Source organism: Vibrio sp. B1-2, assembly GCF_963888445.1.
In the GTDB taxonomy this organism is placed as follows: domain Bacteria; phylum Pseudomonadota; class Gammaproteobacteria; order Enterobacterales; family Vibrionaceae; genus Vibrio; species Vibrio anguillarum.
On the sequence record NZ_CAWPJH010000003.1, the window covers coordinates 108,376 to 123,955 of the forward strand.

The 15,580-nt window shown below is 46.4% G+C and carries 11 protein-coding genes; 8 read left to right on the forward strand and 3 right to left on the reverse strand.

Annotation, left to right across the window (positions count from 1 at the left end; translation table 11 throughout):
- Positions 1-83: 83 nt before the first annotated feature.
- Complete coding sequence (locus tag AACQ75_RS01875; protein WP_170889380.1) at positions 84-995, reverse strand: M14 family metallopeptidase; 912 nt, start codon at positions 993-995, stop codon at positions 84-86.
- Positions 996-1,276: 281 nt separating this feature from the next.
- Here AACQ75_RS01875 and AACQ75_RS01880 point away from each other — a divergent pair, with 281 nt between their 5' ends.
- The 3 genes from AACQ75_RS01880 to rlmC all read left to right on the forward strand — a co-directional run bounded on the left by AACQ75_RS01880 (position 1,277) and on the right by rlmC (position 4,920).
- Positions 1,277-2,605: an HD-GYP domain-containing protein gene (locus tag AACQ75_RS01880; RefSeq protein ID WP_094149319.1), complete on the forward strand. Its 1,329-nt coding sequence runs from the start codon at positions 1,277-1,279 to the stop codon at positions 2,603-2,605.
- Positions 2,606-2,771: 166 nt separating this feature from the next.
- Positions 2,772-3,683, forward strand: coding sequence for a DUF808 domain-containing protein (locus AACQ75_RS01885; protein ID WP_088733508.1), 912 nt, complete (start codon positions 2,772-2,774; stop codon positions 3,681-3,683).
- A gap of 88 nt (positions 3,684-3,771) precedes the next feature.
- Positions 3,772-4,920, forward strand: coding sequence for a 23S rRNA (uracil(747)-C(5))-methyltransferase RlmC (gene rlmC, locus AACQ75_RS01890; RefSeq protein WP_170889381.1), 1,149 nt, complete (start codon positions 3,772-3,774; stop codon positions 4,918-4,920).
- Between the two features lie 73 nt (positions 4,921-4,993).
- Here rlmC and pyrC read toward each other — a convergent pair whose 3' ends face one another.
- Positions 4,994-6,022 carry a dihydroorotase gene (gene pyrC / locus AACQ75_RS01895; protein WP_170889382.1) on the reverse strand — a complete coding sequence of 343 codons (1,029 nt, stop codon included), beginning with the start codon at positions 6,020-6,022 and terminating at the stop codon, positions 4,994-4,996.
- A gap of 208 nt (positions 6,023-6,230) precedes the next feature.
- On the opposite strand from pyrC, the gene AACQ75_RS01900 reads away from it, so the two are divergent.
- The 4 genes from AACQ75_RS01900 to AACQ75_RS01915 all read left to right on the forward strand — a co-directional run bounded on the left by AACQ75_RS01900 (position 6,231) and on the right by AACQ75_RS01915 (position 12,364).
- Positions 6,231-8,048 carry a hybrid-cluster NAD(P)-dependent oxidoreductase gene (locus AACQ75_RS01900; protein WP_170889383.1) on the forward strand — a complete coding sequence of 606 codons (1,818 nt, stop codon included), beginning with the start codon at positions 6,231-6,233 and terminating at the stop codon, positions 8,046-8,048.
- 587 nt (positions 8,049-8,635) lie between these two features.
- On the forward strand, positions 8,636-9,844 hold the full coding sequence (locus tag AACQ75_RS01905; protein ID WP_013868046.1) for a NupC/NupG family nucleoside CNT transporter: 1,209 nt from the start codon (positions 8,636-8,638) through the stop codon (positions 9,842-9,844).
- 198 nt (positions 9,845-10,042) lie between these two features.
- The gene (gene pepT, locus AACQ75_RS01910) at positions 10,043-11,275 is read left to right on the forward strand and encodes a peptidase T (RefSeq protein WP_170889384.1); all 1,233 of its coding nucleotides are present in this window, start codon (positions 10,043-10,045) and stop codon (positions 11,273-11,275) included.
- Positions 11,276-11,485: 210 nt separating this feature from the next.
- Entirely contained in the window at positions 11,486-12,364 is an 879-nt protein-coding gene (locus AACQ75_RS01915; protein WP_017047149.1) for a mechanosensitive ion channel family protein, read from the forward strand.
- Positions 12,365-12,457: 93 nt separating this feature from the next.
- Here the strand turns inward: AACQ75_RS01915 and norR are convergent, their stop codons facing one another.
- Positions 12,458-14,044 (reverse strand): nitric oxide reductase transcriptional regulator NorR, encoded by a 1,587-nt coding sequence (gene norR, locus AACQ75_RS01920; RefSeq protein ID WP_170889385.1) that lies wholly within the window; start codon positions 14,042-14,044, stop codon positions 12,458-12,460.
- 203 nt (positions 14,045-14,247) lie between these two features.
- On the opposite strand from norR, the gene hmpA reads away from it, so the two are divergent.
- On the forward strand, positions 14,248-15,435 hold the full coding sequence (hmpA, locus tag AACQ75_RS01925) for an NO-inducible flavohemoprotein (protein ID WP_170889386.1): 1,188 nt from the start codon (positions 14,248-14,250) through the stop codon (positions 15,433-15,435).
- The last annotated feature ends 145 nt before the right edge of the window (positions 15,436-15,580 follow it).

The following is a 15,580-nucleotide window of genomic DNA, read 5'->3' on the forward strand; positions in this document are numbered from 1 at the left end:
GTGCCTTAGACTTAATTTGGTAATTTTTTACAACGTCTATTATTCATGAATCCATGACATAGGGGGTTGGGTGTTTTATCGTTTTAGCGGCACACGTAGTCCAAAGCGCCAACAATGGCGGCGACTTGTGCGTCATTACACTCTTGCGCTGTGACTTTTGGGCTATCTGGATACACTTCGGTGGTGGTGCCGAAGTAGCAATTTGTGATGCCACCGCATAACCCTAACGCTTTCATGGGGTAGTTGATCACCCCTTCTTGAGTGATGGGAGAGCCGATGATCTCGCCTTTACTATCGGCTGGTGCAATGTGCGTGACTTTGCGTACCGATTCAATAATGGCTGCTTGGAATTCTGGCTGCGGATTTTCCGTATCGCCGACAGTATAAAACCCATCGGGAATCGTATCGGCTTCATATCCAATGCCATCGCGCGCTGCTAGTGCAGGGCGAAATTCGCTTTCATCACTGTCTGTAGTTTCATGCAAATCAATATGCACCAGCACGTCACCTAAGCTTGCGACCCAGCGCATTAAGCTTGCAGACTCTTCGGCTGGGCTATTGGCGTAAAATGAGCGATTAGGGTCAAGCGCTGATGGGTTCCAACGATTGATCGTTTCATAGCCCCAAGGGCTTATGCACGGGGCAACGGCAATGTTGAAATGAGATTGATACTGCTGTGCTTGAGTCGCTAAAAACTGCAACGCGCCGTGCACTCCGCTGGTTTCGTAACCGTGTACGCCACCTGTGATCAACACCGTTGGTTTGTCAGGGTTCCATGAGCGACTTTTTAAGGCAAATAATGGGTAGCGATCTTTGTCTATTGATAGTGCACCGTATTGCTCTATCTCAAAATCCGTTGCCAAAGCGTTAATTTTCGGCACGACTTCTTGCTGATATTCTCGTTTAATCGTCGTTTGCGCGAGCCACGCTTCGCGTTCTGCTGCTTGCCAAGGTGTGCCTGGCGTACCGATAGGATAAGTATAAACAGAGTACATGAGGGTTCCTTTCTGACTAGTTGCCCACAGAGTAAGAGGTGTGAGTGTCAAGAGCAATCAAAAATACCAAGCTGGATTTACCACAGCCCGTTAACAGGGTTCATTACCTCAACCTGTTTTTGGGGCAATGCAGGTTTGTTAGAGCAAGGAAATAGTCCAACTCTGGCCTGATAACTGAGGTAAATCATTGGCTAAACCGAACGGTCACATCTAAACTGCAACCAGACCAATGCAATTGAGTGAGAACACGATTGGAGAATAGTTTCCCCCTTTCTGAACTAATGATTTCGCTAACGACCGCCTTAGACATGACGGAAGGCCAACCACCGGAGCACTGCATTCGTTGTTGCTGGGTTGGTATGCATATTGGCATGCAATTAGAGCTCGATCAGGCTGAGCTGCATGATCTGTTTTTTACCTTGCTATTGAAAGATGCGGGCTGCAGTAGCAACGCCGCGCGAATTTGCGAGTTGTATGCCACTGATGATCTCGCTTTCAAACGGCGTTATAAAACCGTCGGAACCAGTCTATCGAGTGTGATTAACTTTATCGTCAAAAATACCGGTTCAGAGCAGAGCTGGGCAGAACGTATTTTAACTACCATCGACATTTTGAAAAATGGTAATGATTATGCACAAGAGCTTATTCAAACTCGTTGTACTCGTGGGGCTGATGTGGCGCGAGAGTTGCGATTTAGCGAAGTCGTCGCGCAGGGGATCCACTCACTGGATGAACATTGGAATGGTCAAGGGCGTCCTCAACAGCTAAAAGGTGAAGCCATCCCCCTTTTCTCGCGGATTGCGTTATTAGCTCAAGTGTTTGACGTTTTTCAAATGGAACATGATTTGGACGAAGCAATACGCGAGGTTACAGAGCGTAGTGGTGTATGGTTTGACCCACAATTGGTTGAGATTATTGAGCAGTTGGTGGATAACCCGCACTTTGTGGCTAGCCTCAAAGCCCCTGATATCAGCCAACGAGTGATGCATTTACCACCGGCACAAGCGCATCAGCCTTTGGATGAAGCGTATTTAGACTGTATCGTCACGGCATTTGGCAAGATTGTTGATGCAAAAAGCCCCTATACCGCAGGGCACAGTGAACGAGTGGCTGTGTATACTGATTTAATCGCACGACAATTAGCCATTTCGGAAACTGATCGATCTTGGTTGAGACGCGCGGCATTACTGCACGACATTGGTAAGTTAGGGGTCAGTAATGCCATTTTAGATAAACCCGGTAAGTTAGACGATATGGAGTGGAAAGCCGTTCAGGCGCATGCCGCGTTTACTGAACAAATCTTGCGGAAATTATCGCCCTTTAAGACGTTGGCACGTATGGCAGGGGCGCATCATGAGAAACTCGATGGTACTGGCTATCCGCGTGGTGTAAACGGTGATGAGATCAGCGTGATGACTCGAATCATCACGACGGCCGATATTTTTGATGCTCTCAGCGCGGAACGTCCTTATCGCTCCGCGATGCCAATTGATAAAGCACTTTTGATCATGCAAGAGAATCTACATACTGCCATTGATCCTGACTGCTTCGCCGCGTTACAGAGCGCTCTGGCTCAATTGCCAGCCGAATATACTCAGTCACTGAGCTAGTGTTCTTTACTGCTTTACTGCTTTACTGCTTTACTGCTTTACTGCTTTGCTACTTGAAGCGTCAGCACTGTTGGTGGGATTCTTATCGCTGTGTTTCCCTTCATCAGCGCTTGGTGTTACATTTTGTCACGCTTTGAATAATGAAAATGAATAAGAGAGAATTTGCATGGCAGGCGCGAGCTTACTTACCCTTCTTGATGATATTGCAACCGTGCTCGATGATGTGGCGTTGATGTCAAAAATGGCCGCGAAAAAAACGGCAGGCGTATTGGGGGATGACTTGGCGCTCAATGCTCAGCAGGTGTCTGGTGTTGCCGCTGAACGAGAGATCCCAGTGGTGTGGGCAGTGGCTAAAGGCTCATTTCGCAACAAATTAATTTTGGTTCCCGCTGCCTTGCTGATGAGCTCATTAGCCCCTTGGTTGATAATGCCGCTCTTGTTAGTCGGTGGACTTTTTCTCTGCTTTGAAGGGGCAGAAAAAATCTTAGAAAAAGTGTTTCATACCAGCCATCACAGCACCGCTGACGCGGATGAGCGCATGCTCACTGACGTATCGATTGATGACTATGAAAAACGTAAAGTCGCTGGGGCGATTCGGACCGATTTTATTTTATCGGCCGAGATCATCGTGATTGCGTTGGGGACAGTGCAAGGCCATAGCATGGTGACACAAATTTTGGTGGTGAGTTTGATTGCAGTGGTCATGACCATCGGCGTTTATGGTTTGGTGGCAGGCATTGTGAAATTGGACGATTTAGGTTTCTACCTAGAGCGCACTTCAGATGGCGCAGGGCTGCGTGCTCGCTTTGGTAAAGGGTTGATCAGTTTCGCGCCTAAGCTCATGAAAGCATTAACTGTAGTGGGTACCGCCGCGATGTTTTTAGTAGGCGGTGGCATTGTGGTGCACAACGTCCCTTTTATTCACCACGTGCTTGAACCTGTGATTGCAGCCGTTGCTGAACTCTCTTTATTAACAGTAGTGATGCCAACCTTGTTTAATGGTTTCGTTGGCTTACTCGCCGGGCTGGCTGTGGTTGCAGTGTGGGGGATGGTGAGTAAATTGAAACCGTCCCATTAATTTTTTTTATGGTGATGATAATCATATTGAATGGTGATTTACCCGCAGACGAATAGACTAGCGCTTTTCGTTTTTGGCAGTTCCCATTATGCAGTGTGCGTTTTTTGATCAACAGCTGTGCCGTTCTTGTACTCATTGCGCGGTTTCTTATTCAGAGCAGGTGAAGCGCAAAGATTTGGCACTAAAAGCGCTGTTTTCAACGCAGATGCCACAGCAGTGGCTAGAACCTGTCATAAGTGAAGAGACGGGTTTTCGTAACAAAGCGAAAATGGTGGCTCTTGGCGCGGCTCATGCACCGATCTTGGGTGTTGAATCCATGGTTGATGGGCAATCAACGCCCGTGTCGTTAGTGCAATGTGCTCTCTACCCACAAGAGACACAAGCGCTATTAACTTATCTACAAGATTGGATCCGTAGCTCGGGTATTCCTCCCTATAATAAAGCGAAGAAGAAAGGCGAACTCAAATACATATTGCTCACACGCAGCGAATATTCAGGTGAGTTTATGCTGCGTTTCGTACTGAGAAGCCGCGAAGCTTTAGGCCGAGTTGAGCAAAACCTCGCGCGGCTTCAGGCGCAGTTTCCAACCATTCGCGTCGTCTCAGTTAACCTTCAACCCATCCACATGGCGCGCCTGGAAGGTGAAGAAGAGATTTTTTTAACCGAGTGTGAGTATTTGATTGAGCAGTTTAATCAGGTACCTATGGTTATCCGCCCGAAAAGTTTTTTCCAAACCAACCCGCATGTAGCGAAGCAGTTGTACGCGGCGGCGCGTGATTGGGTGAGAGAGATAAACCCAAGTCATATGTGGGATCTGTTTTGTGGCGTGGGCGGTTTTGCCCTACATTGTGCCAGCTCAACCACGGCAGTCACAGGCATTGAAATTGAACCAGAAGCGATTGCCAGTGCTAAACGCTCTGCCAAGACGATGGGCATTACCAATTTAGACTTTGCTGCGCTGGATTCTGCCCAATTCTCACAGGCTCAATCAATCGCGCCTGAGCTGGTGCTAGTCAACCCTCCGCGTCGTGGTTTAGGAGCTGAATTAGTTGAGCGATTGGTGGCTTTATCACCCAAACACATCATTTACTCAAGCTGTAACCCGCAAACGCTAATCACTGATATGCAAGGTATGTTGGGCTACTTACCCAAAAAACTGCAATGGTTTGATATGTTTCCACATACCGATCATAGCGAAGTGATGGTGCTGTTAGAGCGTCAGCCTAAGCTGAGATAAGCGCTGTGTGGTGCAAAAATGATAATGATAAAGAGAGGGAAGCCGCGGCTTCCCTTTTTGATGCATTAATGAGCTATTTTACTGCCCACGCGACCGTTTCACCGGCGCGGATCGGCACCACAATATCTGAGCCAAATGGCATACTTTCAGCAACTGGCCACTCTTCTTTGACCAAAGTAACGGTGTCGTTATTACGGGGTAGGCCGTAAAAATCAGGGCCATTGTGACTGGCAAACGCTTCAAGGTTGCCAATTTTACCAACTTGCTCAAACACCTCTGCGTATAACTCCAAGGCTGCGTGCGCTGTGTACGATCCAGCGCAGCCGCAAGCGGCTTCTTTTTTGCCTTTGGCATGAGGCGCAGAATCAGTACCCAAGAAAAATTTCTTATTGCCCGATGTCGCTGCCTGAATCAGCGCAAGCTGGTGGGTGTTGCGCTTAAGGATTGGCAAACAGTAAAAATGAGGGCGAATACCACCAGCAAGCATGTGATTGCGGTTATAAAGTAGATGATGCGCCGTGATCGTTGCCGCTACATTCTGGTTCGCATTTTGTACAAACTCGGCAGCATCGGCGGTGGTGATGTGTTCTAACACTATTTTCAGATTTGGGAAATCATTAACAATAGGAGCAAGCACTGTATCGAGGAAGGCTTTTTCTCGGTCAAAAATATCCACATCGTGAGCGGTTACTTCGCCATGAATCAGCAGCAGCATGCCAACGTCTTGCATCGCTTCTAATACTGGGTAAATATTTTGAGCGCAGGTTACGCCAGAATCTGAATTGGTGGTCGCCCCAGCCGGATAAAGTTTGGCTGCCACGACAGCGCCAGAAGCTTTGGCTTTGCGGATCTCATCAGGTGTCGTGTTATCGGTGAGATAAAGCGCCATGAGTGGCTTGAAAGAATCACGTGGTTTTTGCGCCATGATGCGCTTTTGGTACGCTAATGCTAATTCTGTGGTGGTGATCGGCGGGACCGTATTGGGCATGATCAGTGCGCGGCCGTTGTAGCGACTGATGTCTCGTACTGTATCGGCCAACACATCACCATCACGTAAGTGAACATGCCAGTCGTCTGGACGAGTAATCGTTAATGTTTTCATTGGTTGCTCCCACCGGAAAATAAATTGATTGGAGCTTAAACGGGCTTCGCTTTTAATGTGCGCGCAATCGCTTACGTTTAAGCGACAGGATGATAGAGGAAACAGGGGTGAATTTCATCCTTTTATTTTCCATAGGGTTAGCCAGCTTTGGCGATTTCCATTATCATCGCGTTATAAAAATACCTTCAAAAAAGCATAAGGATAGGCCATGTCGTCAGCTCAACTCTCACAAATTAACGTTTACCCAGTCAAATCGATAGGTGGCCTCTCGCAGTCCACCGCTTGGGTTGAAAAACAGGGGCTGGCTTTTGATCGGCGCTTTATGATCGCGTTAGCTGATGGTTCAATGGTCACTGCACGTAAGTATCCAAATATGGTTAAGGTGAATTCAATACTGGTTGCGGATGGTTTGATCTTCACGGCGGCGAACCAATCTCCATTAAAACTGCGTTATGCAGATTTCAAAATGCAACCTTCCCCAGCGCAAGTGTGGGATGACAACTTTACCGCTTACACCACAACCGATGAAGCGGATGATTGGTTTAGCCAAGTGTTAGGCCAGCGTGTTGAGTTGCTGTTTACCGGAGAGCAATCAAACCGAATGCGTGAAAAAGTGGGTCACAATGTTAGTTTTGCTGATGGCTATCCAGTGCTGGTCATCAGCCAAGCTTCACTTGATGAACTTAATCGCCGCAGCCCTGAAGTGCACAGCATGGATCAATTTCGTACCAATCTAGTGGTACGAACCGATGAGCCTTTCGCTGAAGACAGCTGGAAGCGGATCCGAATTGGTGAGGTAGAATTTGAAGCGGTAAAACCTTGCGAACGCTGTATTCTCACTACTGTTGATGTGAATAAAGGGGCTTTTCGTCCAACCAAAGAGCCGCTAAGAACCTTGTCACAATTTCGTGCTAACGAAAGAGGTGGGGTGTTTTTTGGGCAAAATTTAGTCGCAAAAAATGAGGGGATGATTCGAGTTGGCGACAGCGTTGAGGTGCTTGAGTACAAAGAGAAAGAGTTTTATCGAGATTTGGGCATGAGTCACCATGTGATGACCTGTGTTGAGCGTGAAGCGATTGCGCGTGATTTTGTCACGTTCTGGCTAGAGCCGAAAAAGGGTGAAATGCCAAATTATCAACCTGGGCAGCACCTACCAATCGAAGTTGTGATCGATGGCGAGAACGTGGCGCGCCGCTATACTTTGTCATCTAGCCCATCGCGCCCGGGTCGGTTAGCGATTTCAGTCAAACGCATTGATGGAGGTAGAGTTTCTAACTGGTTGCTTGATCACTTGCAGGTAGGAAGTACATTGACCACGCAATCACCGGATGGCTCGTTTCATCTGTCGACTCAGCACCAACAACCGTTGTTACTGTTGTCGGCTGGAAGTGGCGTGACGCCTATGTTATCGATGTTGCGCTATCTTGCCGATAATCAACAAATTCAAGATGTGGTTTTTTATCATCAATGCCGCAGCGTTGAGGATATTCCTTGCCGTGTTGAACTTGAAGCGCTTAAGCAGCGACATCCGGGGTTGAAAGTCTTCATTTCTCTGACTCAAGCTCCAGTAGATTGGTTTGGCCTGAAAGGCCGGCTCTCTTTATCTCACCTTAAGCAAATCCAACATGTGACTGCTCGCCAAGTGTTTGTGTGTGGGCCTGATGGTTTTATGCAGAAAGCAAAAAGCTTATTGTTGAAAAAAGGGCTTGCGGAAGAATCTTACCACCAAGAAGCATTTGGTGTGGCGCACACCGTCGCAGCTGAGCTGAAAACGTTACAACTGAGCGTCAATGGCCATGTATTTGAGGGTAATAACCAAACGACCTTATTAGATCAAGCCGAAGCCGCTGGCATTGCGATTGCCAACAGTTGCCGAGCAGGGTTCTGTGGTGCGTGCAAGGTGACTGTGCAGTCGGGCAAAGTGCATCAACCTGACGTGCCAGCACTGCCTGAACATGAGCGTCATCTTGGTATCGCTTTAGCGTGTTGTTGTATTCCTGAAACCGATATTGAGGTTGTAAACTAGTTTTCGCCTCACGCTGTTGCACTACAGTGACTTTGTCCAATAAAAATGCCTCTTGGGTCAGTGTTGACCGCAAGAGGCGTGACGTTGCTAGTGATTTTTATTCGAAACCGTTTGAGTCTCTTCAAAGTGACTCTCTTAAAGCTAGTTGGCAAAGTGCAGAAATACCAATTATTCGTTTTTATATAGTTAAATTAGTTTAAATTTGTGATGAAAATTCCATATTTTTTTTGTTTGTTTTCCATCCAATCTTGCCTGTGTTTGATGTTTTTTTAGAATAACTGTCGAATAAATGAGCGCTTGAACGTTTGCGTAAAAATATGTGATGAAACTCTCATTTTGTTCGCTATACTTTCCGCCCGGTTATGAGCCGGTGCTCAACCCATACAAGCCGTCACACGGAAATGTGAATGACCCCAAGGACTGGACCAGCTAAGTTCCTCTGCTTGTATAAGGTGATCTTAGATGAACAATATGTTCGCATACCCCTCTTTTTGTCACGCTTTTGTTGTACAAAAGGACAATGATTCCTCCTTTGCCAAGTTTTTTGGTTCTACCCTTATTTCCAAATTTCAAACTAGGTAAATACAATGAATATTCTTTTTGGCCTCGTCGGCATTTTAGCGCTGATCGCTTGCGCCTACCTGCTCTCTGAAAATCGATCTTTCATCAATTGGAAAACCGTATCACGTGCTTTATTGCTGCAAGTTGGTTTTGCCGCGCTGGTGCTCTACTTCCCATGGGGACAAAGCGCACTAGCCAGCATCAGCGGCGGTGTGTCGAGTTTGCTGGGTTTCGCCGATGCAGGAATCCGCTTTCTATTCGGTGATTTAGCCGATTCCGGATTTATTTTTGCTGTTCGTGTTCTGCCTATCATCATTTTCTTCAGCGCTCTTATCTCTGCCCTTTATTACCTTGGTATCATGCAAAAAGTCATCGAGTTTATCGGTGGTGGTATTCAAAAATTTTTAGGTACGAGCAAAGCAGAATCTCTGGTTGCTACGGGTAACATTTTTCTTTCACAAGGCGAATCACCACTGCTTGTGCGTCCCTTTTTGTCGCGCATGACACGTTCAGAACTGTTTGCCGTCATGGCCGGAGGCATGGCCTCTGTCGCAGGTAGCGTGTTGGGTGGCTATGCCGGTCTAGGTGTTGAGCTTAAATACCTTATTGCAGCCAGTTTTATGGCGGCACCCGGCAGTTTGATGATGGCAAAAATCATCGTACCAGAGCGCGATGTTCCACTTGATCAAACCAATATTGAGATGGATAAAGCGCAAGAAAGTAATGTGATTGACGCACTGGCGAGCGGGGCGATGAATGGCATGAAAGTGGCGGTGGCCGTCGGTACAATGCTGGTTGCATTTGTGAGCGTGATTGCGATGGTTAACACTGGGCTTGAAAGTTTCGGTGAGTTATTGGGTTTGAACGGCATTACCTTACAACTGCTGTTCGGTTATCTATTTTCACCACTGGCTTGGTTGATTGGTGTACCAAGCCATGAAGTCTTGATGGCGGGCTCTTACATTGGGCAAAAAGTGGTGATGAACGAATTTGTGGCTTTCATTGATTTTGTTGACCACAAAGCGCTGTTGTCGGAACACACCCAAGTTATCATTACTTTTGCTCTGTGCGGCTTTGCCAATATTGGTTCTATCGCGATCCAATTAGGCTCTATCGGGGTTATCGCTCCTGAACGCCGTGCAGAAGTCGCGAATTTAGGTATTAAAGCGGTGATTGCAGGTACGCTAGCTAACTTAATGAGTGCATGTCTAGCGGGCATTTTCATTCTGCTTTAAACGCCCTGTTTGCTTCTCTCAATGCTCACTGCGGTGGGCATTTTTGATCCCTTTTTTGAATGATTGACACCTCAGTAATTGCTGAAAAGCTGATTTATAGCAAATTCCGTTTCTGATGAGCGCGTAGTATAGCTTGCAATTAACTGCGTATCCCAACATAGGCGATACGTTGACATGCTAACTTATTGAGTGCTTGCTATGGAAAATCTTGTTGAACGCTTTTTGCGTTATGTCTCTTTTGATACTCAATCTCACCCCGCCAGCCGCCGTTGCCCGAGTTCAGTAGGGCAAATGACGTTTGCCCATACACTGCATGAAGAATTAATCGCATTAGGCTTAACCGATGCTACGGTTGATGAACACGGCTATGTTATGGCGAAGTTGCAATCGAATGTTGATTACCCTGTTCCTGCGATTGGTTTTATTGCACATATGGATACCGCGCCAGACGCGTCAGGCAAACACGTTAAGCCGCAAATTGTGGAGAATTATCAAGGTGGGGACATTGCTTTAGGTAAAGGGGATGAGGTGCTGTCACCTATTCAATACCCGGATTTGCATCAACTGCATGGGTACAATCTGATCACGACTGACGGCACCACACTGCTTGGTGCCGATAATAAGGCAGGCATCGCTGAAATTATGACGGCCATTGAGAGGTTAATTGCCGACCCAAGCATCGCACATGGTGATATTTGTATCGGTTTCACTCCCGATGAAGAGATCGGCCGGGGCGCGGACTTATTTGATGTGGAGAAGTTTGGCGCGCAGTGGGCTTATACCATTGATGGTGGCCCGGTGGGTGAGTTGGAGTATGAGAATTTCAATGCGGCGAGCGCCGATGTCATTTGCTATGGCGTGAATGTTCACCCTGGGACCGCGAAAGATAAAATGGTGAATGCCATCAACATCGCCGCACAATTTCAGCTTATGATGCCAGCCGATCAAACCCCAGAGACCACACAGGGCTATCAAGGCTTTTACCATTTAAAATCCGCAGAGATGAGTGTGGCTCGCTCAACCTTGGGTTACATTATTAGAGACTTTGAACGAGAAGGCTTGGAAGCTCGTAAAGCGTTTATACAGCAGCAAGTGGACCAGTTAAATGCCCGTCTTGAGAAAGGACGAGTTGAGTTGGTTGTGACGGACAGCTATTTCAATATGAAAGAGATGGTCGAGCCTCATCCACAAGTCATTGAACTGGCTAAACAAGCCATGATCGCTTGTGATGTTGAACCGCTGATCAAACCTATTCGAGGTGGTACGGATGGTGCGAGGCTCTCATTCATGGGCCTGCCATGCCCTAATATTTTCACTGGCGGTTATAATTTTCATGGTATTCATGAGTTCATTACCATTGAAGGTATGGAACAAGCGGTAAACGTGATTGTAAAACTGGCTGAAAAGACAGCGTTGGCGAATCAACACTGATAACAAACCTTTCCTTTCGCCAATCTCAAAGGGAGTTTCTCTTCCAAAGCTATGACAGGGCGCATAATAATTGCGCCTTATGCCGACGTTAACTATTCACTCAGTTACAATACCTTTCTAAAATTTCTAACACGATCTCAATCTGCTGCTCTCTAGTGGCTTAGATGTGTTGCTGCTCATTATGCATAAAAATAAAAGAAGGGGATTGATATGGAGAAAGTGGTCGCGGTGTGGGACTTTCTTATCACTCATAAATTGGTGTTTAGTATTTTAATCATGACGTTGATTATTTTGACGCGGCGAGTTGTGCTTTCTCAAATTCGTGGCGATGTCGCACTGATTACCGAAAAGCAGCGTAAATGGATGTCACGCACCAAGAATGGCACCTTTGCGTTTACTTTGGTCATCCTCTTCGTATTGTGGCAATCAGAGATCAATGAATTTGCACTGTCAGTGACTGCGATAGCGGTCGCCATTGTAGTCGCATCAAAAGAGATCATCTTGTGTTTTACGGGTTCAATTCAGCGAGCGAGCTCTCGCTCATTTCGTATCGGGGATTGGATTGAAGTCGGAAAACTGAGCGGTGAAGTGATCGAACATAACTTGATGGCAACCGTGATCCAAGAAATCGACTTGAATCATGGTCAATACCACTACACTGGAAAAACTGCGACCTTGCCAAATAGTATGTTCTTCTCGTTTCCGGTAAAAAACCTTAATTTTATGAAGCGTTATGTGTTTCATAACTTTTCGATAGTAGTGCCTGAATTTGTAAATTTGTACCCTTTATTGCCGATTATGCATGAAAAGATTGAGAGCCACTTTGCCCACTTTATTGATGTTGCAAGGCGCTATAACAGCATGATTGAAAAACATGCGGGTGTAGATTTGCCCAGTGCTGAGCCGCACATTCAGATCAGCAGCGCAGCCGCAGGAGAACAGATCGTGCATTTCATGATTTTTTGCCCAACAGAGCGGGCCAACCATTTAGAGCAACTGATCCGCCAAGACTTTATGCAAGCGTATGAAAACGCATTTCCACGCGCTTTAGTTGCAACAGAAGTGCTGCCGAGTGAAGTGGGTAGCTAACCGCCGAATAATGAGCGCTCACACAGTATGGTGAGCGTCTTACCTGTAATGGCTCTCTGGGTGAGAAAAGATATATTAGTGATGACAGTGAGATTAACGCTCAATTGCGTGTGTTTTTTTCACCGAAATCCCTAAGCGTTTTGAAAGCCGAGTGAGATTCGCGCGATCCACTTGCAATAATCTTCCCGCTTTTGCCCAATTAAAATCGGATTGGGTCAATGCTTCACTGATCAATTTACGCTGATATTCATCCGTTGCTTCTCGCAGCCCACGTTGCCACACCTTCGCTGTGACCTCTTTGTCGCTCAACGTACTTTGCGTGTTAACCAAAGGTAGGCTGAAATCTAACTCGCCTATGTCGTAGCTGTTGACGGTGATCAACGCTTGTAAGCCTTGTCTGGCTCGTGCTTTCAGCGCTGCGCGGTTGATCACGTGTTCTAATTCGCGAACATTACCGGGCCATGAGTAGTTGAGTAACCCAGCCAGCGCGTTGGGATCGATTTTGAGCTGTGTGATACCGAGCTTGCGACGCGCTTGCTCTAAAAAATAACCTGCCAACAAGGTAACGTCACCATTTCGCTCTCTTAGCGGAGGGATATGAACAGGGTATACGCTGAGTCGATGGTAAAGATCGGCTCGGAATCTTCCCGCTTCCACCTCTTGCTTTAAATCTCGATTTGTCGCTGCCAATATTCGTACATCAATGGTTTGGACATGATCTTGTCCTACGGGCTGAATTTCATTGTTCTGCAATGCACGTAAAATCTTGCTTTGGGCAGCCAGTGGCAGTTCACCGATTTCATCGAGAAATAAGGTTCCACCGTCGGCTAATGCAAACTTGCCTAAGCGATGCCGTTCTGCTCCAGTAAAGGCTCCTTTGACATGCCCAAATAGTTCACTTTCGACCAAGTTTTCTGGAATTGCGGCGCAGTTGACATAAATAAGAGGTTGGCGTTTACGCGCTGATAGTTGGTGCAGTGTTCGTGCGACCAGCTCTTTACCGACACCCGTTTCACCATGGATTAAAATGTTGAAATTAGAAGGGGCGACCACTTCCAAATCGGCTTTCATGGCCAGCATCGACGCACTTGAACCGATGATCTCTCCACCTTCTCTGTCCCATGCTTCTTCATTCAGCTCTTCTAAGCGTTGCTGGGATTGTTTGGCCTGTGTTTCAAGTTGAGAAAAGGTCAGTGCCATTTTCAAGGTAGAGGCCGCGATTGCCGACAACGCTTCTAGGCTGCGTTTGGGAATATGCTCAAACATGTTGGGATTAAGGCTATCAAGCGTCAAGATACCGAGTAGTTTATCACCAAATAAAAGGGGTAGGCCCATGCAAGAGTGCATGGGAAGGTCGCCATCATGATCCATTAATAAACCATCGAAAGGATCGGGTAGTGATGAATTCGCATCGAAAATAACCGGCCCATCAGCGTGGCAAATCTCACGAAAGCGGGGATGTTCATCAATTAAAAAGCGTCGGCCTAAGGTATCGCGAGTCAAGCCTTGCATCGCAAGGGGGATTAACAAATCACCTTGGCGTGAAAGCAGCATCACACAGTCGCATTGAATGGTTTTACGAATCGCATCAAGCAGGCGATTGAATCTATCTTGATCATTCAAACCACTTGCGAGTCCTATGGTCATTTCAATCAAGGTAGAGATGGAAAAATCTTGCATGGTAAGCACTCAGGTGATGTTTTTGGATATTGTAGTGTCATAATGACATTTTTTGAAGTGTTATTATGACCTGATTATTTGATGATTTTTTATTTTTTATTTAAAAATCAATAGATTAATGTTGGCATGCTTTGTGCTATACAAGCTTCAGTATCAGAGCGAATCTAATTCGCCATTTATAAAATCTGAGGAGAAAGCTCAATATGCTCAATAATCAACACATCGCCATTGTCAAAAGTACCATTCCTTTGCTTGAATCTGCCGGGCCAGCGCTTACAGCTCATTTCTATCAGAGAATGTTTACTCACAATCCTGAGCTAAAAGATATTTTTAATATGACCCATCAACATACTGGCCGTCAGGGCGTTGCACTGTTTGAGGCGATTGCCGCGTATGCGAAAAATATTGAAAATCTCGCCGCATTAACCAGTGCAGTGGAACGTATTGCCCAAAAGCACACCAGCTTTAACATTCAGCCGGAGCACTATCAAATCGTCGGTCATCACCTTATTGAAACGTTGCGAGAGCTTGCTGCCGATGCCTTTACTCCTGACGTTGAAGCAGCATGGACGGCGGCTTATCTCTTTTTAGCGCAAGTCTTCATTGATAGAGAAGGAGAGTTGTACTTACAGCGTAAGCAGGCGATCGGTGGTTGGGAGAACGCGCGTGAGTTTGTGTTGCAAGATAAAGTGAAAGAGTCTGAATTCGTCACTAGCTTTATCTTTGAGCCTGCTGATGGTAAAGCAGTATTAGATTATCAGGTAGGTCAGTATATTGGGATTGAGCTCAAGCCGGAAGGCGCGTCATACAGTGAAATTCGTCAATATTCCTTGTCACAAAAACCTAATGGAAAAAACTACCGCATTTCTGTGAAGCGTGAAGGCGTGGATACTGAACATCCTGGGACAGTCTCTAACTATTTACATGATTATGTTGAAAAAGGCAGTCGAGTGAAACTTTATGCGCCAGCGGGTGATTTTTTCTATGTTGAGAAGCTCGCTCCCGTTGTACTTATCTCTGCAGGTGTCGGGGCAACACCGATGCAAGCCATACTTCAACAGCTTGCGTCAGTAGGAAAAAAAGAGGTGACGTATCTGCATGCTTGCAACAATTTATCACAACACTCCTTTATTGATGAAACCGCGACATTAATGGCGGTGCATCCATCATGGCAGCAAGTGGTCTGGTATCTGGAAAGTGAGCAAACACCAGCCAAGCAAGGTTCTATGATCTTGCATGAAGTTTGCGAGCAACTGCCGCTAACACAGGGGGATTTTTATATCTGTGGCCCCGTCAGTTTTATGCAGTTCATTGTTGAACAGCTTGAATTGCTTGGCGTAACAAGAGAGCGTATCCATTACGAAGTCTTTGGTCCACATGCCTATTTATAAAGTATAAAGCGCTATCTAAATCTAGGCTCTTTTAAGGGCCTATACCCTTCCCATTTAAAGCTGCAGCGGTGTTGGTTACGTTCGCTTACCCCAATCACATAGTTCATCTATGCTCATGGGGATGAGCTCACTTGCCGTCTACCTG

Excerpts from the sequence above, each read along its gene's own strand:
- AACQ75_RS01875 (WP_170889380.1), bottom strand. The coding sequence starts at position 995 with ATGTACTCTGTTTATACTTATCCTATCGGTACGCCAGGCACACCTTGG.
- AACQ75_RS01880 (WP_094149319.1), top strand. The coding sequence starts at position 1,277 with ATGATTTCGCTAACGACCGCCTTAGACATGACGGAAGGCCAACCACCG.
- AACQ75_RS01885 (WP_088733508.1), top strand. The coding sequence starts at position 2,772 with ATGGCAGGCGCGAGCTTACTTACCCTTCTTGATGATATTGCAACCGTG.
- rlmC (WP_170889381.1), top strand. The coding sequence starts at position 3,772 with ATGCAGTGTGCGTTTTTTGATCAACAGCTGTGCCGTTCTTGTACTCAT.
- pyrC (WP_170889382.1), bottom strand. The coding sequence starts at position 6,022 with ATGAAAACATTAACGATTACTCGTCCAGACGACTGGCATGTTCACTTA.
- AACQ75_RS01900 (WP_170889383.1), top strand. The coding sequence starts at position 6,231 with ATGTCGTCAGCTCAACTCTCACAAATTAACGTTTACCCAGTCAAATCG.
- AACQ75_RS01905 (WP_013868046.1), top strand. The coding sequence starts at position 8,636 with ATGAATATTCTTTTTGGCCTCGTCGGCATTTTAGCGCTGATCGCTTGC.
- pepT (WP_170889384.1), top strand. The coding sequence starts at position 10,043 with ATGGAAAATCTTGTTGAACGCTTTTTGCGTTATGTCTCTTTTGATACT.
- AACQ75_RS01915 (WP_017047149.1), top strand. The coding sequence starts at position 11,486 with ATGGAGAAAGTGGTCGCGGTGTGGGACTTTCTTATCACTCATAAATTG.
- norR (WP_170889385.1), bottom strand. The coding sequence starts at position 14,044 with ATGCAAGATTTTTCCATCTCTACCTTGATTGAAATGACCATAGGACTC.
- hmpA (WP_170889386.1), top strand. The coding sequence starts at position 14,248 with ATGCTCAATAATCAACACATCGCCATTGTCAAAAGTACCATTCCTTTG.